Source organism: Treponema sp. UBA3813, from assembly GCA_002368605.1.
Lineage (GTDB): Bacteria > Spirochaetota > Spirochaetia > Treponematales > Treponemataceae > Treponema_D.
The window spans coordinates 99,973-120,339 of record DFEB01000019.1 but is presented as its reverse complement, the minus strand read 5'-3'; the positions used below and the strand labels follow the sequence as shown (position 1 = coordinate 120,339).

The 20,367-nt window shown below is 41.5% G+C and carries 19 protein-coding genes; 13 read left to right on the top strand and 6 right to left on the bottom strand.

Features of this window, described 5'->3' with window-relative positions:
• Positions 1 to 105: 105 nt before the first annotated feature.
• On the bottom strand, positions 106 to 891 hold the full coding sequence (gene nadE / locus B2089_RS02645; RefSeq protein WP_296326291.1) for an NAD(+) synthase: 786 nt from the start codon (positions 889 to 891) through the stop codon (positions 106 to 108).
• 220 nt (positions 892 to 1,111) lie between these two features.
• On the opposite strand from nadE, the gene B2089_RS02640 reads away from it, so the two are divergent.
• Positions 1,112 to 3,604 carry an EAL domain-containing protein gene (locus B2089_RS02640; RefSeq protein WP_296326294.1) on the top strand — a complete coding sequence of 831 codons (2,493 nt, stop codon included), beginning with the start codon at positions 1,112 to 1,114 and terminating at the stop codon, positions 3,602 to 3,604.
• Between the two features lie 27 nt (positions 3,605 to 3,631).
• On the opposite strand, the gene B2089_RS02635 is transcribed toward B2089_RS02640, so the two are convergent.
• Positions 3,632 to 4,810 carry an NAD(P)-dependent malic enzyme gene (locus B2089_RS02635; protein ID WP_296326297.1) on the bottom strand — a complete coding sequence of 393 codons (1,179 nt, stop codon included), beginning with the start codon at positions 4,808 to 4,810 and terminating at the stop codon, positions 3,632 to 3,634.
• Positions 4,811 to 4,900: 90 nt separating this feature from the next.
• Between B2089_RS02635 and B2089_RS02630 the strand changes: the two genes are divergently transcribed.
• Positions 4,901 to 5,407, top strand: coding sequence for a hypothetical protein (locus B2089_RS02630; RefSeq protein ID WP_296326300.1), 507 nt, complete (start codon positions 4,901 to 4,903; stop codon positions 5,405 to 5,407).
• Between the two features lie 234 nt (positions 5,408 to 5,641).
• Here the strand turns inward: B2089_RS02630 and ettA are convergent, their stop codons facing one another.
• Positions 5,642 to 7,405 (bottom strand): energy-dependent translational throttle protein EttA, encoded by a 1,764-nt coding sequence (ettA, locus tag B2089_RS02625; protein WP_296326302.1) that lies wholly within the window; start codon positions 7,403 to 7,405, stop codon positions 5,642 to 5,644.
• An 80-nt stretch (positions 7,406 to 7,485) separates the two neighbouring features.
• On the opposite strand from ettA, the gene B2089_RS02620 reads away from it, so the two are divergent.
• On the top strand, positions 7,486 to 8,268 hold the full coding sequence (locus tag B2089_RS02620; RefSeq protein WP_296326305.1) for a hypothetical protein: 783 nt from the start codon (positions 7,486 to 7,488) through the stop codon (positions 8,266 to 8,268).
• Here the strand turns inward: B2089_RS02620 and B2089_RS02615 are convergent.
• Complete coding sequence (locus B2089_RS02615; protein WP_296685749.1) at positions 8,260 to 10,497, bottom strand: B12-binding domain-containing radical SAM protein; 2,238 nt, start codon at positions 10,495 to 10,497, stop codon at positions 8,260 to 8,262. The two genes, B2089_RS02620 and B2089_RS02615, sit on opposite strands and share 9 nt — an antisense overlap.
• An 82-nt stretch (positions 10,498 to 10,579) precedes the next feature.
• On the opposite strand from B2089_RS02615, the gene B2089_RS02610 reads away from it, so the two are divergent.
• Positions 10,580 to 10,846, top strand: coding sequence for a hypothetical protein (locus B2089_RS02610; protein ID WP_296326312.1), 267 nt, complete (start codon positions 10,580 to 10,582; stop codon positions 10,844 to 10,846).
• A complete protein-coding gene (locus B2089_RS02605; protein ID WP_296326315.1) occupies positions 10,839 to 11,117 on the top strand; it encodes a DUF4160 domain-containing protein in 279 nt (92 codons plus the stop codon). The genes B2089_RS02610 and B2089_RS02605 overlap by 8 nt, the downstream gene beginning before the upstream one ends.
• A 19-nt stretch (positions 11,118 to 11,136) precedes the next feature.
• On the opposite strand, the gene B2089_RS02600 is transcribed toward B2089_RS02605, so the two are convergent.
• On the bottom strand, positions 11,137 to 11,460 hold the full coding sequence (locus B2089_RS02600) for a helix-turn-helix domain-containing protein (RefSeq protein ID WP_296326318.1): 324 nt from the start codon (positions 11,458 to 11,460) through the stop codon (positions 11,137 to 11,139).
• Positions 11,461 to 11,662: 202 nt separating this feature from the next.
• Here B2089_RS02600 and B2089_RS02595 point away from each other — a divergent pair, with 202 nt between their 5' ends.
• From B2089_RS02595 to B2089_RS02565, 7 genes are all read left to right on the top strand, one after another.
• On the top strand, positions 11,663 to 13,393 hold the full coding sequence (locus B2089_RS02595) for an InlB B-repeat-containing protein (protein WP_296326320.1): 1,731 nt from the start codon (positions 11,663 to 11,665) through the stop codon (positions 13,391 to 13,393).
• Between the two features lie 90 nt (positions 13,394 to 13,483).
• A complete protein-coding gene (locus tag B2089_RS02590; protein ID WP_296326322.1) occupies positions 13,484 to 13,777 on the top strand; it encodes a hypothetical protein in 294 nt (97 codons plus the stop codon).
• A gap of 92 nt (positions 13,778 to 13,869) precedes the next feature.
• Entirely contained in the window at positions 13,870 to 15,018 is a 1,149-nt protein-coding gene (locus B2089_RS02585) for a hypothetical protein (RefSeq protein ID WP_296326323.1), read from the top strand.
• A 111-nt stretch (positions 15,019 to 15,129) separates the two neighbouring features.
• Positions 15,130 to 16,140, top strand: coding sequence for a hypothetical protein (locus tag B2089_RS02580; protein ID WP_296326325.1), 1,011 nt, complete (start codon positions 15,130 to 15,132; stop codon positions 16,138 to 16,140).
• A 300-nt stretch (positions 16,141 to 16,440) separates the two neighbouring features.
• Positions 16,441 to 16,719 (top strand): hypothetical protein, encoded by a 279-nt coding sequence (locus B2089_RS02575; protein WP_296326328.1) that lies wholly within the window; start codon positions 16,441 to 16,443, stop codon positions 16,717 to 16,719.
• A 37-nt stretch (positions 16,720 to 16,756) separates the two neighbouring features.
• Entirely contained in the window at positions 16,757 to 17,266 is a 510-nt protein-coding gene (locus B2089_RS02570) for a DnaA ATPase domain-containing protein (protein WP_296326331.1), read from the top strand.
• Between the two features lie 112 nt (positions 17,267 to 17,378).
• On the top strand, positions 17,379 to 18,173 hold the full coding sequence (locus B2089_RS02565; protein ID WP_296326336.1) for a helix-turn-helix domain-containing protein: 795 nt from the start codon (positions 17,379 to 17,381) through the stop codon (positions 18,171 to 18,173).
• A 9-nt stretch (positions 18,174 to 18,182) separates the two neighbouring features.
• Here B2089_RS02565 and B2089_RS02560 read toward each other — a convergent pair whose 3' ends face one another.
• A complete protein-coding gene (locus tag B2089_RS02560) occupies positions 18,183 to 19,334 on the bottom strand; it encodes a Gfo/Idh/MocA family protein (RefSeq protein WP_296326341.1) in 1,152 nt (383 codons plus the stop codon).
• Positions 19,335 to 19,494: 160 nt separating this feature from the next.
• On the opposite strand from B2089_RS02560, the gene B2089_RS02555 reads away from it, so the two are divergent.
• Positions 19,495 to 20,316, top strand: coding sequence for an Mrp/NBP35 family ATP-binding protein (locus B2089_RS02555; RefSeq protein ID WP_296326344.1), 822 nt, complete (start codon positions 19,495 to 19,497; stop codon positions 20,314 to 20,316).
• Positions 20,317 to 20,367 lie beyond the last annotated feature (51 nt).

The following is a 20,367-nucleotide window of genomic DNA, read 5'->3' as shown; positions in this document are numbered from 1 at the left end:
TTTCCTAAAAGGTTGCGTTCCCCCTTCCTGTAATTAAAGATAACACAGAAAAAGAAAAAAGGAAAGAAAAATCTATAGGATACAATATAATTTCTTACAATTTTTCTAAATTTCCAGAAAAAGCGGCAATTCTGGGCGGTAGCATGGAAGGGCAATAATCTTTACTTTGAAAAGGTTTGCCTTATATTTTGCGATGATTTTCTCGTAATTCGGCCCCTTTTCGTTTTTGCGGGCAATTTCATTGACTTCGTGATAAGTGAAGCCCAGGTTGTCTTCGTCAGTTTTGCCACACATTCCGTCACTTGGAGCTTTGTGAGTGAGAGAAGATGGAAGACCGAGATAGTCCCCGATTGCAACGACTTCTTCAGTTGTAAGTTTGTTGATTGGTGCAAAGTCTCCGGCAGCATCACCATAGAATGTAGAATATCCGACTAAATCCTCACTTAAATTGCAGGTGTTGACAATGCGACAGTTTCCGATTTGCGCGCCTATTCCGTAAAGGGTGGCCATGCGTAATCTGGCAGGAGTGTTGGTCTTAAAGACAGATGAGAAACTATCGTTAGTTTGGATAATTCCTGCGTCAGCAAATGCACTTTGAATTCCTTCGTAGGCTTTTGCGATGTTCACGGTGTAGTTTTTTATCCCAAGATGACTAACGAGCGTTTGGGAATCAGAGATGTCTTTTTGCTGGCCATTGGGCATCATCACGCCGATAACCCGGTCTTTTCCCAGTGCTTTGACCATAAGGGCGGAAACTACGGATGAATCCTTGCCACCTGAGACGCCAATAATAACTTTCGTTCGTTCGTTTCCGTTTTCTGAAATCCATTTTTGAATCCATTCGATGACTTCTGCCGTGACTTTTTTTACATCAAAATTGTATTCGCTCATTTCAAGCTCCTTTTTTGATTATTAAATCTTATGAATCTTACTCAGAATTTTAAGATATGTCGAGAGTTTTTCGCCTTTACTATACACACTCCTATATATATATATATATATATAGGACGAGTAAAAACCTATAAATAAAATAAAAATTTTCTTGAGAATTCCTGTAAATCTAGTTTATAATATTAATTAATACGAATTTTTCTATTTAAATAGGCAAATTATGAAAAAACGAGAGACATATACTTTATTAAGAAATATTACTCTTATCTTAAGCGTGCCTTCTTTGATTTTTGCAGCTGTTCTTTTTTTACGCTTTATAGTTTTAGGAATCGAAAAACCTAAAGCCGTTCAAGCACCTGTTGAAGTTTCACATCGAGTTTTATTTATTAGTTCTTACAATCCTCTTTATTTTACTTATGAATCTCAAGTCCGCGGTCTCGAAAAAAGCCTTTATCCTCGTGGAATTGAATATGATGTCGTTTACATGTATGCGGATGAGCGAGGGCAGGCTGGCATTGACATGTTTTACAACTTTCTAAAGGCAAAGTTAAAAGATCAAAAAAAATACGAAGCAATTTTGCTCGGCGATGATGACGCTCTCAAATTTGCGATTGACCATCAAAATGAAATGTTTCCAAAAATGCCTATGGTGTATTTTGGAATTAATGATTATGAATTAGCGCGAAAGGCTTCCGAAAGACCAAACATGATTGGTTTTTATGAAAATGATTATCTCGAAGAAACAATCAATCTTGCCATGCAGCTTTTCCCAAAGCGAAAAACATTGGTTGCTCTTCATGATCAAAGTTCAGCTGGTCTTTCTGATATTGAGATTTTCTGGTCTCTTCGTGAAAAATATAAGGAATATGCATTCGTTGATTTGGATGCGACACTTTTTTCTCAGAATGATTTGATTTTATTGCTTGAGTCGCTTCCAAATGATTCTATTCTTTTTTACATGACATGCTACTCTGACAAATCAAGAAATGTGTATTCTATGCTCTCTCGTACGAGTACGGTTGTTCGTTCCGCAAGTGTTCCGATTTTTCGGAATTATGTAGGCGGAGAAGGAATGGGAATTTTAGGTGGAGTCCACATTGATGTTGAGGAGCAGTGTGAAAAGGCCGGAGAAATCCTCGCAGAAATTTTGAATGGATCTAAAATCGAGTCGATTCCTTTTGTTGAGCAAATTCCGAGTCGAACGACATTTGATTACAATTTAATGAAGCATTATAACCTTGATTTTTCAATTTTGCCGTCGGATACAGTTTTATATAATCGGCCCGTAACATTTTGGGAACAGTACGGTAAATTTTTGCCAGCGGTCGGAATGCTTATCTTGGCAATGCTTTTGTTCCTCATCTCTTCAAACATCAGCAGAAAAATTGCGACAGAGTTGGCAAGATCTTTGCAGGAGTCAAGAAATCGGCTTATTCAGCGGGAAGAAGAATTGCAGCATCAGGCAAAATATGACGAAGTCCTTGATATTTACAATCGCCGAACGATAACAGAGTGGCTTCACAACACAATGGGTAAAGGCGATGTTTATTCCGTCATAATAATTGATATCGACAATTTCAAAATGCTCAACGAAAATTACGGTCACTCGCTTGCTGATAGCATTTTGCAGTATCTTGTTGCCATGATTCGTGGGTTGGCAGAAGATGGCGGTTGGAAGCTTGCACGCTTTGGAGGTGATGAATTCCTTATTGTTATTCCAAATGAAAGAATATCGATGGATTGTGAAAGTATAAAAGCGTTGTTCGATGTTCTCCGAAGTCCAATTCCGCTTGGAGATGAGACTCTTGCAATTACGGCAAGTATGGGCGCTTCCTGCTCAGATGAAATTACTGCACCAGATCAGCATATTATCAACGCTGAAGGCGCAATGTACGAAGCGAAAGTGCGGGGAAAGAACGGACTTGTCATCTATGATGATGACATGAAGAAAAAGGCTCAGGAAGAAATCGTCATTAAAGAAAAATTACAGCATGCATTTGATAACGACGGCTTCTTTATGCTTTATCAGCCACAAATCGACTCTCAGACAAAAAAAGTTTCCGGATACGAAGCTCTTGTACGAATGAAAGAACCCGGAATTTATCCTGGACAGTTTATTCCTGTTGCGGAACGAAGCGGATGGATTTGGAGAATCGGCCGAATTACGACAGAACTTGTCATTAAACAACTGGCCGCGTGGCGCGATGGAGGCAAGGAATTGCACCCGGTTTCTGTAAATTATTCGAGCAATCAGCTCAACGATCACGGATATGTTGGATTTGTCGAAGATTTGCTCAAAAAATATGATATTCCACCATACTTGCTTGAGATTGAAATCACAGAAGGTTTGTTCCTCGAAAAAAGTGCACTTGCAGATGAGATTTTTAGGCGTTTCAAAGATTTGGGAATTCGACTCCTTATGGATGATTTTGGTACAGGTTATTCTTCACTTGGATATCTAACCTACATTCCTGTCGATGTAATCAAATTAGACAAATCCCTAGTTGATACTTATCTTGTTGATGGAAAAGATTCATTTATTAAGAACATTATTCATCTTATGCATGATTTGGACAAAGAAATGATAATTGAGGGCGTTGAGGAAGAATGGCAGTTTAATCGTTTGCGTGAATTCGGTGCAGATACAATTCAGGGATATTTCTTCTCTAAGCCGATTCCTGCGGACGAAGCAATCGTATTCCAAACAAAATAATGGCATAGAGAAGAAAATTAAATAAAACTACGCCCTTGCTAATCCAGCCTTTCGCGCTTCTTCTGCAACGGCTTTTGCCACTGTTTTTGCCACGCGTGGGTCAAAGGGGTTGGGGATAATCATATCAGGGCCGAGTTCGCTTTCAGAGACAAGACTTGCAAGACCACGGGCGGCGGCGATTTTCATTTCTTCGGTGATTTTGCTTGCACGGCAATCCAAGGCTCCGCGGAAAAGGCCTGGGAAAGCGAGGATGTTGTTGATTTGGTTGGGGTAGTCGCTTCGGCCAGTCCCGATGATGTAGGCTCCCGCCGCCTTTGCTTTTTCGTAGGTGATTTCCGGTTCAGGGTTTGCCATGGCAAAGAGAATTGATTTTGGTGCCATTGACTTGACCATTTCTTCGCTCACCAGATTCGGGGCAGAAACGCCCACGAAAATGTCCGCGCCAACCATTGCTTCTTTCATGGTGATTCGGCGGTTGTCTGGATTTGTAATTTCAGTAAGCTCTTTTGTCAAAAAGTCGTACTTGTCGTAATCTTCCTTAATAATGATTCCGTTGATGTTGAATGCGTAGATTTTTCCGATACCGAATTTGTGGAGCATACGGATGATTGAACTTCCTGCTGCGCCCGCACCGCTCACAACAAGAGTGCAGTCTTGAGCCTTTTTTCCTGCGACTTTAAGGGCATTCATGATTGCGGCTGTTACGACGATTGCCGTTCCGTGCTGGTCATCGTGGAAAACCGGAATGTCCAGTTCTTTAATCAGCGTGCGCTCGATTTCCACGCAGCGGGGAGCGGAAATGTCTTCGAGGTTGATTCCGCCAAAAGTGGGGGCAATCTGCTTGCAGAATTTTATGATTTCTTGGGGGGCTTTTGTGTCGATGCAAAGGGGAACTGCGTCAACTCCTGCGAATTTTTTGAAAAGAACGCATTTTCCTTCCATAACGGGAAGTCCTGCGGCTGGCCCGATGTCACCCAAGCCCAAAACGGCCGTTCCGTCAGAAACGACGGCGATAGTGTTTCCCTTCCAGGTGTACTTGTAAACATCGTCGGGATTTTTATGAATCTGTCGGCATGGCTCGGCAACTCCCGGAGTGTATGCCACAGACAAATCATTTCTATTTTCAAGGGGCATTTTCAGTTCAGTAGAAATCTTGCCCTGCCATTCACTGTGTTTTTCCAATGCTTTTTCGTAAATAGTACTCATAAAGGACATTATAATACAAAATCTTTTCTTGATAAATGGCTGAAATAGTGTATAATAGAAGTGTTATTGTTTTATATAGAGGAGAAACAAATGCAATATTTAGACAAACTCAAAAAAGAACGCTCAATTGACCGCATTATCTTCCTTGCTGGAATGGTTATTGTGTTCATTGGTTTCCTTGTTCCAACTGTTTTCGTAAAAGACGCATCTGGAACAGTTCTTAAAAACATTTTCGGAGCTGCCGTGTATTTCAATAAAGCACCAAGCGCGTATAATGCCACATTTATGGTTGCTGTTTGGCTCTGCTCAATCGCAGGAATCGCACTTTTCTTTATCACAAAAACAATCATTGGTGATATCCTCGTTACTTTGCTTGGTTTGGCATTTGAATTGGCTTCAATCGTAAGTATTGCGCCTTCTCTTACCAATTTCATGGGCGCTTATGCAAGTTTCTATCAGACTCCTGTTACTCCGTTCTTTGGATATACAACTGTCGGTGGATACATGGTTTTGATTGGTCTTATTGTTGCGGTTGTTGGTTCAATTCTTGGTGCTGCTCATATTCAGCATCCAAGTCAGGTAAAAGCTGCTGCCTAAGCATAATCTGCCAAAGGCATAAAAAATCCCGTCTGTTAAAAAAGCAGGCGGGATTTTTGTTTTTAAATCGGGCGCTACCCCGCAAGCGGGGTCGGGTCTTTCGCCCTTACGCCTTCACAGCAAAGCTGTTCGGAGAATCGCTCAAAACCTGTCTCACAGGTTTTGCCCCTATGTGGGTCGCTCCCTACGCTCACGCTCATTGCCAGCAAGCTGGCAACTTCGGGGCTACACCCCCTAGCGCGTCAACTTGCGATAAACTGTCTTGTGCGGTACATCGTCGTCGATTCCAAGAACATTTTTTCTCCACTCGACATAATCAGACCAGCTGCCCTCAACGAAGTGAACTTCCGAGTTGTTCTCGAAGGCCAGAATGTGGGTGCAGATTCGGTCGAGGAAGTAGCGGTCGTGGCTGATTACCATGACAACTCCTGCAAAGCTGTTGATTGCCTCTTCGAGAGAGCGGGTCGTTGTGATGTCCAAATCGTTGGTCGGCTCGTCAAGGAGGAGCACGTTTCCGGCTTCCTTGAACATCATGCCCATGTTGAGACGGTTCTTTTCTCCACCGGAAAGGACTGAGATTTTTTTGTTCTGCTCGGCTGAGTTAAAGTTAAACCAAGAGCAGTAGGCGTGGGCGTTGATTTCGCGGACGGCACCGTTCACAGGGCGGCCTTTTTCGTCCACCGCGCCAAGCTTAACCAAATCACTTCCGCCAGAAAGCATTTCGTAAATCGTTTTGTTGGGGTCAAGTTTGCTTCGCATCTGATCGACATAAACCAGCTTAACTGTGTCGCCAACTTTAATGCTTCCTGAATCAGGAACTTCCTTGCCCATTTTTCCGTCTGGAAGCTCAATTTCTTGACCTGCGGCAGAAGCAATCATCTTAAAGAGTGTTGTTTTACCGGCACCGTTGGGGCCGACGATTCCCACTACGCTTCCTGCCGGAATGTGGAAGTCAAGGTTCTCAAAAAGAAGTTTGTCGTCAAATGACTTGGTGAGCTTTTCTGCATCAATTACGAGGCTTCCCAAGCGGGGACCTGCCGGAATTGAAATCTGTGTGTCTTTAAGCTGGATTCGCTTGCTCTCTTCTGCAAGCAAGGTCTCATACTTGGTGATGTGTTCCTTGTGCTTTGCCTGACGGCCTTTTGCGCCCGCATGAATCCATTCCAACTCTTCCTGCATTTCGCGGCGGCGTGTTGAAGCCTGTTTTTCTTCAAGGGCAAGTCGTTTTTCCTTTGCTTCAAGCCATTCTGAGTAGTTTCCTTTGAAAGGATAGCCTTCGCCCCTGTCCATTTCCAGAATCCAGCCCGCAACATTGTCCAAAAAGTAGCGGTCGTGAGTGATAGCGATGATTGTGCCCGGATAATCTTTGAGATGCCGCTCAAGCCAGGCTACGGTCTCTGCGTCAAGGTGGTTGGTTGGCTCGTCCAAAAGAAGAATGTCAGGCTTCTGCAAAAGAAGGCGGCACAATGCCACACGGCGGCGCTCACCTCCGGAAAGAACATCCACAACCTGGTCGCCAGGAGGACAGCGGAGAGCGTCCATTGCAAGTTCTAGGTTTGCGTCCAAATTCCATGCGTCGGCCGCGTCCAGCTTTTCCTGAATCTCTGCCTGACGAGCGCAGAGTTTGTCGAAATCGGCATCCGGGTCACCGAAAGCTTCGTTTACCTTGTCAAATTCGGCCAAAAGGTCTGTGATTGGCTTAACGCCCTCTTTTACAACTTCGAGAACGGTTTTGCCCGGCTCCAAATATGGCTCCTGCTCAAGGTATCCCATTGAATAGCCCGGAAGAAGTTTTGTTTCGCCAGTGTAGTCTTTGTCGATTCCTGCAAAAATCTTGAAAAGTGAGGATTTACCGGCACCGTTTTCACCGATAACTCCGATTTTTGCTCCGTAATAGTAAGAAATGGAAATGTCTTTTAAAACAACTTTTGTTCCATACGCGCGGGAAACGCGATCCATAGTGTAAATGATTTTTTTGTCGTCGAATGTCTTTGCCATGGCTTAATTATATAGTAGATATGAGAGTTTGTCTTTATTCGAAAGACTTTCAGATAAAAATGTGTTAGACTTAAAAAGTAGTGAAACGGCTTGTGATAAAATTGTTTTTTTCAGTACTTCTCTTTTTATGTTCAAGCGTTGCCTTTTCTCTTGAATTGAAGCCAATTTCTGTTACTGATGATATTACTTGGACTTTAGAGACAACAAGCGGCTGGCAGAATATTACGAATGTGCTTGTTTCTAAAGAGGATGGCGGAAGTTCGCAGGTACAGAAAGGCTTAAATTTCAAGGGAATATTGTTTCACTCGTTTTGGCATGGAATTCAGACTTTAAAATCTCAGTTGAATCTTGGATTTAATCAAAGAACGAATTTTTTATGGACGGAGAATCCTAATTTCTTTTATGACGAATCAAATTTAAATAAAAATTTGGAGTGCATTGAATTTGATATACAGAGTATGTTCCCATATCGTTTGTTTTTTTCATTTACGATTTCACCTTATGTAGGCTATTCTTTTATTAATTATGCCTACGATGATAAAAATTTGGAAACAACATCGAAAGATGTCATGTATAACAGTATGGTCGTTGGTTTGAGTTTACAGCATCAAATAAATAAGCAATTTTCTCAGGTTGTTTTTTTCTCATATTCACCGATTGTCTTTGAAAATTACAGCAAGAGTAAAATGCAGTTTATAAATTACGGATTTGAATTAATAACCGATACACATCCGGTTTCACTGACACTTTTTTTTGTTACCAAAAAAGCTTTTTTACAAAAAGGCAAGCTTATTTTTGAAGGAACAAAATTTAACTTCACAACCGCAGAAACCGGTTTTTCGATGCATGTTAACTTACGGTAAAATACACAATCCTTTGCCTCGGAAAGCTGATTCCGGGGCATTTTTTTTGGCCGTGTGGAATTCGCCCATGTAGAACCAGCCGATTTTGCCGTCACTCAGGGGGATTTTTTCGCCGCCCAGCCAGTAAGATTTGTCATTCCCGTGATTTGACGCGGGAATCTCTTTGAATTCTTGATCCCGTTTTGCTTCGTATTTGGCAATCAGATTTTCGATGAAGTTTTTTGGCACGGTCGGGTGAGGAACTGAAAAATCAAACCATTTTTGAACAGGCTTTTCCAGACCTTCGCCGTGCATCCATTGGTTGAGGGAAAAATCCAGGGCGGCTCCGTATTTCTCGCTCTTTTTCTCGCCCTCGAAGTGAAGTCCGTTTTTGGCAAAAAGAGGGGCGTTCTGTTTTTCCTGGGGGTCGATGGGCTTTAAATCGGGGATTTTGCCTTCGGTCCATTCTTTGTAGACGCGGGAATGGCGGGTGAGGACGAATTTGTGCCAGAAGCAGGAATCGAGCAGGCCGTTGGCGTAGAACTGGCGCAGGGTTTCCATGGAGTTGATTAAATCTTCCGGCTTTTCCCACCAGTAGCCGTAAATCATGTAGGCATGGACGAGAATGCCCGCTTCCTTGAAGGCACAGCAGGCTCCAACGATTGATTCCAGATCCGTTCCTTTATGGATGGCATTTAGGCCGTTTCCTGTGGCAGATTCAAGCCCGGCCGAGACTCCGATTAAGCCGCCGTAAGCGAGGAAGTCCGCCACATCGCGGGTAAAGGATTTTTCAAAGCGCACGTTTCCCCACCAGGTAATTGGCGAGCCGTGGGCGATGTTCTCCCTGGCAAAGGCAATCATCATGGCAGGAGGCATGGCTTCATCAACAAAGTGGATTCCATAAATGCCCTTTTCCTTGCACTGGGCTAGTAAACCTTCATATAACTTACTAACGTTCGTTGGGCAATATCCTTTTACATAATCCAGAGTGACATCGCAGAAGGCACACTTGTGCCAGTAGCAGCCGTGAGCCATGTAAGCCTTAATCCAGCTGCCGTCAGACCAGAGCCTGTGCATGGGATTCGTGTCGTCAATAAGCCGAGGATATTGGGAAAAATCGATGTCCGAAAAATCTGGAATTAAAGAAGAGGTGATTTCTCTTTCGTAAGCTAACGCTCGTTTGTATTCTTCGGAAGACTCGTCGGAAAGCGGCTCGATGATAGATGTGCTACCGCTCGTTAGTCTGATAAACTGCCGGAGTTTGTAAATAGGTTTATCTTTAATTATGCAGTCAGCATTTTGCATTAACAATTGTCTGTAGGAAGCGTAGCCTCTGTCATAGCAAATCGCGTCACAATAATCAACTAACTTTCGTTCGTTTGTATCTCGTAATTCCGTGTTCACGAAGCCGCCGCCGAAGCTGACATAGACTGAATCTTTAAAATGATTTTTGAAAAATCGCCCGGTGGCAAGGGCGGCCGCAAATGTTCCCGCAAAAGGAATTGAAATAAGGACGAGAGTTTTTGGGGGTGTTGCGGGGGATTCCCCCGCAGAAGGGGTAGCGGAAGACGCGAAAGCGGCTGTAGCGAGGGGAAGACTTTCCCCTTTCATAAAAAATCGCTGCAACAATGGCTCATAAAACTCTTTTAGAATCGGGGAATCCGCTCCTTTTTCGACCTCCGAAAAACTGGACTCGCTTACGGTAAGGCTTTCGGCATAGCGCACCAGAGAAAAATTCTTGTCAAAGGCTACGGCGATAAAATCCGCAAGGTCGGCAAGGGCAAAACTGGCCAGAGAGCGGGCATCGTCGGTGGTCAAATCGTGGGTAAGATTTGCGAGGTAATTTTCCATTCGAGAGCCGCGGGGAACATGGGCACCAAAGACAAAGCGGTGGGCATTCTCGTAGCCCGAAGAAAAGGAATCGTGCTTGCCCGGACGCAAAATCGCCGTGATAAAATCAATCCAGTTAATCCATAAATCCTTTTGTGCGACATAACGGCGTAAGTTAAAGGCCGTCGCCTCATCTCCAGCTTGCTCCGCCTTGTCCGCAAGTTTAAGGGCGTTTTCTGAGCAGAGGGAAAAAAGCCTGGTCAGCCCCGCACGGGAAAAAATCTCGTAGTAAAGCTCAAGGCTTAAATCGAGCCAGCGGGTCTTGTGACCGAGAGACTTGAAAAAGGCAGAGAGATAGGCACCGCTGGGGTAAGCCGTGTTCAGCTGAACTATTGGCGGCTGGAGAATCAGAATATTCATAGAAGACAGTATAGCAGAAAATGAGAGTAATGTTATTTCTATTTTACCGTTTTCTGTGCTATAATATATAAGAGGTGCGCTTATGGTTTATGAATACATGAGTTTCCCTGATGGAACAGAAGTTGTACATACTCAAATTTTAAATGAAAATACAAATCCTACTGTAGAGGTGAACTTTGAACGCCCCACACCGCATGGTTTTGATTCTGCTCGTTGCGAGCTTCCTTCATATCGATGGATTGAACGAACTGGGTATTCTGATGAAGAAATTGCTGAATTTTTGGAATTTTTAAAAAACAACGCTCATCTTATTTTCCGCTTTGCAAAATCAGGGGGAATTTGTGCCTAATCTTTTTGCAATCAAAGGGTATCAGATTTATTTTTGGTCTAATGAAAATAATGAACCAATACATGTTCATATTAGCACAGGACAGCCGATGCCAAATGCAACGAAAATTTGGTTGACCTCAAAAGGTGGATGTGTCGTTGCTCATAACAAGAGTCAGATACCGCAGAATAAATTGAATGATTTGCTTGAGGCTATTCAAGCCCAGTTTTTTTATATTTGCCAACGATGGATGAAAGCATTTGCGGTTGAGACAATCAAATTTTATTGTTAAAAAAATAAGGACTGTCCCCTCAGCTCATCTTTCCGATGTCTTCGGCGATGGCGAGTAAAAGCTTTTTTTGTGCGGCGGGCAATTTCTTGAAAATATGGAGCAATTCCCTTGATTCTTTGTCGTCTTCGTGAGGAAATGAATTTTTATCGCCCATAATCAGATATTCAACGCTCGTGTTCAGGACTTTCGCAAGTTTAACAGCGGCATCGGCGGAGGGCATACAGGCCTGCCCGCTTACATAACTGATTATAGTCCGATGTGAAATGCCTGTTTGTGAGGAAAGTTCTTTGTAAGACAAGCCCGAAAATGCGATTTCTTCTCTTAATCGTTCCCTAAAATCCATATTTATAGAAGAAATTAGCAAAATACTGTTATTTTGTAATTGATTTTTACAGTTATTTGGAATACTATTTTAAAATAGAACATTATACTGTATGAAGATACGCAAAATCTGACAGTATGATGTTAAAACCCGACAACTGTCACTTTTCCTGGTGAATTGCTTGTGCGATAATTTTCCAGTTAAACAAATAGGGAGGCTTTTTATGAAAGTGAAATTTTTGAGACTGTTTTCGATTTTGGCCGTATGCGGACTTTTGTTCGGATTTTCAGCATGTCAGGCGGAAGGTGGGGATGAAGGGAAAAATTCCAAGCCGACTTATTACACTGTCTCCTTCAATAGCAATGGTGGAACTTTCATCGAGGCTCAACTTGTGGAAAGTGGAAAGAAAGCGGTAAAGCCCGCAGACCCTGCTCGTGCCGGATACACTTTTAGTGACTGGTATAATGAAAACACGATATTCAGTTTTTCTACGGCTATTACGGCGAACATCACATTGACGGCGAAGTGGAGTGCGGCAAAGACAGAGGAAAATTCTGCTGCTGGAAGCGGAGACAGTGACGGTAGTACGACCGATGGAACAAACACAAATACGAACACCAATTCGCAGGCAGATGATTCAAAAAACAAATGTATCGTTATGTACTCTTCTGTTTATGATAAAGAAAATGTTCCTGATATATTGCGAGTTCCTTACGACACAGTTCTTACGGCAGAGCAGCTTCCAGAATTAAATAAGGAAGGCATGATTTTTAAAGGCTGGTATGACTCGAACATCCCTGTAATTGCAGGAAAGTATACAGTCGTTCAGAGTTATACATATTTGTATGCAGAGTGGGAGCTGGCTGAGTATTCAGTGAAATTTGAGACAGACCATGCGACAGCCCCTAAACCATTGTCTATGTATTACGGTCTGAAATTCCGTGATTATGAAATTCCCCCTTTGGAAGCGGAAGGTTATCAGTTTGAAGGTTGGTATGATGGTGACACTCTCGTAAACGATATTGATTATGTTGTCACCCACGATGTAACGCTAGTTGCAAAATGGAAGGCAAATATTCACACCGTCAAATACGAGTCGCAATTTGGAATTGTACCTAATTCAATGGAAGTGGACTATGGAACTGTCTTGGACGAATCAAACTTTCCTTCGCTCTCGGAAACAAATTATGCTTTTGGCGGATGGATTGCAAATAATCAGGATATTGTAGAATCGACCTACACTGTCACAGAAGATGTTATTTTCACTGCAAAGTGGGAGGTCACTCCATACGGGCCAAGTGAAATAGGAGAAATCATTGCAGGAATAAGGGAGTCAAGGCGGCTGATTCTTGGAGGAGATTATTCAGGCTCGTCAGGTGAAGTGAATATAGGCAAGGTTGCTAGCTGGCTTAGAGAACTTTCAGAAAATTATCCCGATGTGCGTATAGATTTGGATTTATCTCGTGTAAAAGTTTATGAGACAAAGTTTGCTAATGGCACCACCAGTTATCATATGTCGTACGATGCATTTTTAAATTGCACTTGTCTTTCAAGCGTGATTCTCCCTGATGGACTCACTGATCTGTTAGGATTGTCAACTACAGGAGGAGGGGACTCGATAGGTGGAGACTTTTATGGATGTACGAATCTTGAATCTGTCGTTATCCCCGAATCTTGTACGTATATAGGCGGGCATGCATTCGCAAAATGTGGCTTAAAGACATTTACAGTTCCTAAAAATGTCACATTTATTGGCAAGTATGTATTTTATGGATGTGAGAACATGACAGATTTGTTTTTTGAAGACACAGAAACTTCATGGTATGTGGCTACAGGAGAGTATTGGACTCAAGGAGGTTTTATTTTTAACGAAAGCAAAGAAGCTGCGGACGAATTTACAGGAAAGGGGTGGCAGGGATATTGCAAATATGCATGGAAAAAGAGTGGACAATAAAAGTACGGTAAAATTTTGTTTGACCGTTATAAAATGATGTAATATAGTTTTAAATAAAAACAGAATATTGTTGTTAAAAAGGAGAAAATGATGGTAAATAACGAGGAAGAATTTATAAAACCGGAAAAGAGAGAATTTATCGTGGGGCTTGCAGGGCTTCTTGATGAAAGCGGTGCTAAAATGTCTGTTCCAATGCTTGCGGAATTGTTGAATTTCAATGAGTATTTTACAGAGTCAGGTGAAATGTATGATGGCAAAAGAGGAACTTATCATCTTATCAGAAGTATTTTTGACCAATTGAAGGCAGAAAAAAGAGATGATGAGGCAGGAATGGTTGCGACTGTATTCGTAAAACCAGACGGAGAACTTGCATGGAGTGATTAACGCCTGTTGTCACTTCTCCTAGTCCTATCAGATTTTAGAAAAATAGGCATATACGACTATTTTAGGCACGATATATGGAGGCTGAAGGGGTTATGGACTATCAAGTAAAACAATCAATCTCTAATTCTTTGGATGATGCAATTACCCATGTTTTCAATAAAAAATATGAATTAAAAACACATCAGATATATGAATCTAATAATACAATTGGTGTTTTATTCACCGCAAAAATAGCAAAAGAAGAATTTACTTTTTTTGCGGGGTTTTTAGAAGATGAAGTCTATGAATCTAAACTTATTTTCGGTGTTTTATCGGATAATCGCACTGAAATAACGGATTGTTGCCTTTCTAAGGAAGATTCTTCTGGTAACAGAATTCAAAGTTTATGCAATTTAAAACCAAATATAAATTTTGAAAAATGGATAAAAAAGCAAATCAAAAAGTTTGTAAAATTATATAAAGCTTCGCAGTGTGGTATTGTTCGCTGGATTTTATTAATAGAACTTCCATGGATACCATTGTTGTGTGAATGGGAAATATTTATTTTTAACATTAAAACAGACTATTTCCCATTTTTAAGTAATGGGACAAGATTTATTATTTGGTATATAAGTTTTCTTGCGGTTTTACTTACCATTGGTTTTAAAAACAGAATACGAAAAACAAAAAATCTTCCTGTAAAATTAAATCCATGGACTTGGACTGTAAGTTATACTGCAAAAGTATATTTCTTTCTGATTACTTTTGCCCCATATTATTTTAAAGCAATAAAATATCTTTTCAAATTTTCGTTGCTAAGTATAAAATACCTTTTCAAGATTTTGCTTTTCGTTTTGAAACTGCCATTTACTTTATTAGATGCTTTCTGTCGGTTGGTAGGAACATCTTCTAGTGAAAGTAATTATTCTGGAGATAGTTCCTCATCTGGTGGTGCGACATATTCAGAAAGAGGCAGAGAAAGTGATTATAATTCATCTAATAGAAGTAGTTCTTATCACGCAAGCAATAGACCCAAATTATATTGGTATATATGTAAAAAATGTGCTACTAGAGTAAAGAAATGCAGGATACCATCGTCTTTGGGGTGTCCTGATGCTGGATGTCATGACTGGTATAATGTTGGCGAAGTTGGAGAAAATCCTTATCAGTGTAAAAAATGTGGCATTGAGGTAGAGACAATTGGTATACCATCGTCTTTGGGGTGTCCTAATGGTGGATGTCATGACTGGTATGCGTTATAGCAATAATCGAAAAAAGCATTTTCCCCAAAACCCCGCCAGTTGTCACTTATCCGAGCGAATTTCTTGTGCGATAATTTTACTTGTTAAATAAATTAAAGGAGCTGGAAACCAATGAACTATGCACTTTTTACTAATCTTTTCAAATACAAGGAAAAGGCAGGGCAATCGCCGCTTGAAAACTATTTAACGGAATTGTTTGCCTATATCCTTGATGAGCTTATTCAAAATAAAAATCCCGCGGCTGTTACTTTGCTGAACGATTATTTTCATATTTCTTTCTCTGAAAAAGATTTTTGCGACACGAAAGTTGAAACACAGTGCTCGTATTATGTCAATTGTTATGACTATACCGCCCGCCCGGACATAAAAATCACGCTACATGGAAAGGATGTGTATTTTATTGAAAACAAAATTGAGGCAGAAATCGCTTGGCACGGAAGTTTTGACCAAATTGAGCTTTATGAAAAAATCCAATGTGAAAATGGCGAGATAAACAAAGGAATCCGCATTCTTTCAAAATATGCGATTTCGACCCATTCGAAAAATTTTTCTTCTGAAAACACAGTGTTTTGGCGGCAGATTTACGGTCTTTTCAAGAAAACGAAATTTAATTCGGAAGAAAATCTTATCATACAAAACTTTTTGAACTTTTTGGAGGAAAACAATATGGCAGAAAGAAAATCTTTGGAATTATCGGAAGGCGGGTTGAAAAATTTTTATGTGCTTTACAAATTCTTGTCAGAAAATTTGACGGATTTTGCGGGTGAGCATGGGTATAAAGCTGTTGTTTTTGACGGAAACTCTGATTATTTTGGATTTAACATCATGTACGATAAAAAGCCGTATATTTGGGTTGGCTGCTATAATGAAAGTCCTGATGAAATTGTCGTTGAGAGTTATGCTGAGAATACAGAGAAACTATCAAAGAAATTAGGAAAAGTCCTGAAACCTGGCATATTTTTTACATCAAAATATGGGAATCGTATTTTTGCAAGAATTCTTATCTCAGAAATTCAAAAAGAAAAGACAGCGGAAGGGCAGGCAAAAATTTTTTCTGATTGGCTGAAAGAGAATCATGTTGGTGAAATCCTCGCAGAATCCTACAACTTGATTAACGAGTAGCGGGATTAAGCCCTATAAATTATTGTGATTATAAAGTTTATGACACAGGATGAATTGATTTCCTTATTAGAGGATAAAGAGACGCAAAATCTTTTGGGAAATATGCTTGTTTTTCAGGATTTATTTCATAAGGCGGAGCAAAGTGTGCTTGAAAAATATGTTGTTCCTGTGCTTAAAGATTTTGCTGAGGCGCGGAAGCTCATTTTTACATCAGAAAAGCTGGAGTCATCATTTAAGTTTTATTTCTATAAGAAGAACTGGGATAATTTTCGAATTGTGTTCTGTATTGAGAATAAAAAAATGCCGGTCATTTTTAACAACAATCAATTCAGTCCCCGAAATATCTTTGGATATGGCGTGAAATCGTTTGCCACGGAAACAAATGTGTTCTCTCGCAAAGAGAAATACATTCGCCGTGTTTTAGAAGCGAGTTTTCCAACAGCGACAAATAATTTTGTTATTTGGGAGGCTCTTCCTATATATGATTTTATGCCAATCTATAAGGAAAATTCTGAGAAAATCAGTTCATTCATAGCCGAAAAGGCAGACGCCATCGTGACTGTACTTGAAAAAGTATAAACGGCTTTCTAAAGCTAATCCTTAAAGGAGAGAGAAAGTGAAAGATTGTATATTTTATAAAGATTTTACATTTGAGAATTTTGAATCAGGCAATAATGAAATTGCCTATGATACTGCTTTAAAATTTGCACAAAATCCCCAAAACGAGCGTTTCTGTCCGATTCTTTTTTACGGGCAGACAGGTTCAGGAAAAACGCATTTGATAAATGCAATCGGAAATTATATTCAGTCAAGCTATCCGGAAGTAAAAATTTTTTATACGACGACGGAATCTTTGATGAATGAATTTACGGACTCTCTCCGGGAGCAGACTTTCGATAACTTTCGGAAAAAATATCGTAGTCTTGATATCCTTCTCCTCGATGACATTCAATTTCTTGAAAAAAGCAAAATCTTGCAGGAAGAAATTCTTTACATTTTCGATGAGATTCATAGGAAGTCGGGGCAGCTTGTTTTTACCAGCGACAGGCCAATTCAAGGCTTCGATTTTATTGATGACCACCTTATGACAAGGCTTTTAGGTTGTTGCTGTGTTGAAGTAAAGTAAAAACTTTGTATTCGTAGCAGCGGCAGAAAGAAATTGTCAGTTCGAAAAACCGACAAGTGTCACTTTTTTCTGCTGCCGAATTGTGCGATAATTTTTGCACATGGAGCAGATTATGGAATCATTAAGTATACATAAAAAAATTGCGGTTTTGCGGAAAATGCGCGGGCTGAAACGCTCGCAGTTTGCCGAGATTCTTGGCGTGAGCGATGATGCGATTCGCACATGGGAAAAAGGCTCGCGCACCCCAGATTCATTTCACCTTCTTGCCCTTGCAGATGCCCTGAATGTTTCCCTTGATGTCTTCAGAGACGATGCTACGACTTTGGACTTGCCCCGTCCTGATTTTGGCAGTGCGGCGGCTGAATCCCCAAAAAATGAAGAGACTGCTTTTGACGGCGTTCCCTTTCGTTTTGGCAGCAGTGAGCCTGACACAAAACAAAAAGAAATCCTTGATTTTTGCTCCGCTTACCTTGAGACTCTCGACGATTCATTTTTTATCAAAGGGGCGGGGCAGAATTCTGAATATGGAACCGGTCGGTACTTTTGGGAAAGCCAGATTGATATGCTCTTTTTTATCGGTTTTGTGCCGAATTTTGAAAAAAATCATCCCGAATATGCTTTTTCAATCAGCGTGAACACAGAAAATCCCCTCGATGCCGAAGACCTTTCTGGATTTAATGCATTGCAAATCAGAGAAAGCGAATATGAAAACTGGATTTATCTTCCTGTAAAGTGCCCGTTGAAAAAAGACGGTGCCTTTTATCCCAAGGAACTTCGTGAAGCCTGTGACCAGGCTCTGGTAGATGCAATGAAAATCGCCCGCAAGTCTCTGGAAAGGACAATGGAGCGGTTCAAAATGCTTAAAGCTGCAGCGAACCAGACGAAAGCCGGAAAATTTGCGGACTAGCCAGTAATTTTACTTTAGCCCAGCCTTAATCTCCTCCAGAGCTCGCAAATCGCTGATTGCATCTTCAAGCGGCGAGACAAGCTCGCTTTGACCGTCCAGAAAATCCACCGCGTTTTGAATCATGCCTGAAAAGTAGCCGGTCTTTTTGGGCAGCTTGAGTTTTTGTTTGGTGAGGGAGTAAAAGCCCGTGTAGAGTTTTGATTCCTTGCGGAGAAAAAGCTCGGCGAAGCCGTTTCCGATGCAGATTTTACCTAGCGTGCCCAAAATTTCGATTCTGAATTCAAAGAATTTACTGCGGCCGCTCATTTTGATTGTGACTTCAGGGATTGTTCCGAAAGAAGTGACTACCGATTGGTAATGAGCGGAAAAATTCCGCACGATTCCTTTTTCGTCCTTAAAAACGCCTGTGACGAGAGGATTTTTCAGGATTTGGCAAGGACTTTCTTTGCTTGAAGCTGAATCTGCCTCTTTGCCGGAAAATTCCTTATTTTCTTCCGAACGGTCGTTAGTTTTATCATCTTTGGCGAGATTCCCTCCTAGCAAAAACTGAATTATGTCCACCAAATGGGTTCCGTCGTGCAAGAGCGAATAAGTTCCGTCTTTTTCAAATTCCTCGCCATAAATACGCAGGCCAGAGTCCAGCTCTCCTACTACCGATTGGATGTCTCCGATTTGCCCTATCATTTTGACTACCGAAAGATAGTCTTTTGCAAATCGCCGTTCGTGGTTTACCATGACGGGCACTCCACATTCTTTGGCCTTGTCGCGGATTTTTTCGGCTTCTTCTGAGTTGAGGGCGACCGGCTTTTCCAGAATCACCAGTTTGGGCTTATATTCAATGGCCCTGATACATTCTTGGAGATGGTTGTCTTCGTTTACCGCCACCGTGATTATATCCAGGCAGGTGACATTTTCGTAGAGTTCCTTGCTTGTCGGAAAAACGAGCGTGAAATCTTTTTTGCCGTTATGCTTTCGGACATATTTACGCCAGTTTTCAAGATTCTCTTTGTTCGATTCGGCGGCGGCAATAAGATTGATTCGCTTGTTGCCTAAAAGTGCCATTGTGTGGCTTGCGGGCTGCTCCCTTTTTTTGTCAAATCCCAGCGAGAATCCGATTCTGCCTGTGCCGATGATGGCGGCGATGTAACGATTTTGTTTCATATTGAAATTATAACATAATCCGAAAAAACTGCCACAAGGAGCTGGCAAAAAGACAGTTGACTGCAAAAATTCTTGTCAAAACACGGATGTTTAATTATCTTTATAAAAGAAAAGAATCTGCATTATCGGATTTGTCCCGATAAACTAAAGAGGTATTAAAATGGCTGAAGGATGCACGCACGATTGCTCAAGCTGCGGCTCAAATTGTAAATCCAAGGACTTGCGGGCGACTCTCCGCGAGGGAAGTTGTGTCAAAAAGGTAATCGGAATTGTTTCTGGAAAGGGCGGCGTTGGAAAATCCCTCGTGACGGCTTTGCTGGCTTCAAAAATGAAGAAAAACGGATTTAAAACAGCTGTTCTGGATGCTGACATTACGGGCCCTTCAATCCCGACAAGTTTTGGCGTTGCTGATCAGAAAGCTATGGGTGACAAGTCTGGTGCGATTTATCCTGTCAAAACGGAATCTGGCATCCAGCTTATGAGCATGAATTTTCTCCTCGAAAAAGAGACCGACCCTGTTTTGTGGCGCGGTCCTGTAATTGCGGGCGCGGTCAAACAGTTCTGGACGGATGTTGTCTGGAACGATGTCGATTATATGTTTGTGGATATGCCTCCCGGAACTGGCGATGTTCCCCTCACGGTTTTTCAGTCCCTTCCTATTGACGGAATTATCGTCGTCTCTTCTCCCCAGCAGCTTGTCCGCGTGATTGTGGAAAAGGCCGTAAAAATGGCAAACATGATGAAAGTGCCGATTGTAGGCCTTGTGGAAAACATGAGCTATGTAAAATGTCCTCACTGTAACGAAGAAATCAAAGTCTTCGGAGAAAGCAACATCAACGGAATCGCAAAAGACTACGGAATCCCGGTTCTGGCGAGAATCCCCATGAGCGAGGATATTTCTAAAGCAATCGATGAAGGTGATGTAGAGCGGCTGGATGCAGAATTTTTGGATGCGGCGGTCGATTTGATAAAAGCGGTGTAAGGAGACACGAATTACACTGAATTAGTGTTAATTCGTGTTTAAAAGGAGCGT

Coding starts and splice junctions, on each gene's coding strand:
- B2089_RS02600 (WP_296326318.1), bottom strand. CDS start 11,460: ATGGATTTTAGGGAACGATTAAGAGAAGAAATCGCATTTTCGGGCTTG.
- B2089_RS02615 (WP_296685749.1), bottom strand. CDS start 10,497: ATGAATATTCTGATTCTCCAGCCGCCAATAGTTCAGCTGAACACGGCT.
- B2089_RS02595 (WP_296326320.1), top strand. CDS start 11,663: ATGAAAGTGAAATTTTTGAGACTGTTTTCGATTTTGGCCGTATGCGGA.
- B2089_RS02560 (WP_296326341.1), bottom strand. CDS start 19,334: ATGAAACAAAATCGTTACATCGCCGCCATCATCGGCACAGGCAGAATC.
- B2089_RS02590 (WP_296326322.1), top strand. CDS start 13,484: ATGGTAAATAACGAGGAAGAATTTATAAAACCGGAAAAGAGAGAATTT.
- B2089_RS02580 (WP_296326325.1), top strand. CDS start 15,130: ATGAACTATGCACTTTTTACTAATCTTTTCAAATACAAGGAAAAGGCA.
- B2089_RS02585 (WP_296326323.1), top strand. CDS start 13,870: ATGGACTATCAAGTAAAACAATCAATCTCTAATTCTTTGGATGATGCA.
- B2089_RS02575 (WP_296326328.1), top strand. CDS start 16,441: ATGCCGGTCATTTTTAACAACAATCAATTCAGTCCCCGAAATATCTTT.
- B2089_RS02565 (WP_296326336.1), top strand. CDS start 17,379: ATGGAATCATTAAGTATACATAAAAAAATTGCGGTTTTGCGGAAAATG.
- B2089_RS02610 (WP_296326312.1), top strand. CDS start 10,580: ATGGTTTATGAATACATGAGTTTCCCTGATGGAACAGAAGTTGTACAT.
- B2089_RS02640 (WP_296326294.1), top strand. CDS start 1,112: ATGAAAAAACGAGAGACATATACTTTATTAAGAAATATTACTCTTATC.
- ettA (WP_296326302.1), bottom strand. CDS start 7,405: ATGGCAAAGACATTCGACGACAAAAAAATCATTTACACTATGGATCGC.
- nadE (WP_296326291.1), bottom strand. CDS start 891: ATGAGCGAATACAATTTTGATGTAAAAAAAGTCACGGCAGAAGTCATC.
- B2089_RS02630 (WP_296326300.1), top strand. CDS start 4,901: ATGCAATATTTAGACAAACTCAAAAAAGAACGCTCAATTGACCGCATT.
- B2089_RS02555 (WP_296326344.1), top strand. CDS start 19,495: ATGGCTGAAGGATGCACGCACGATTGCTCAAGCTGCGGCTCAAATTGT.
- B2089_RS02635 (WP_296326297.1), bottom strand. CDS start 4,810: ATGAGTACTATTTACGAAAAAGCATTGGAAAAACACAGTGAATGGCAG.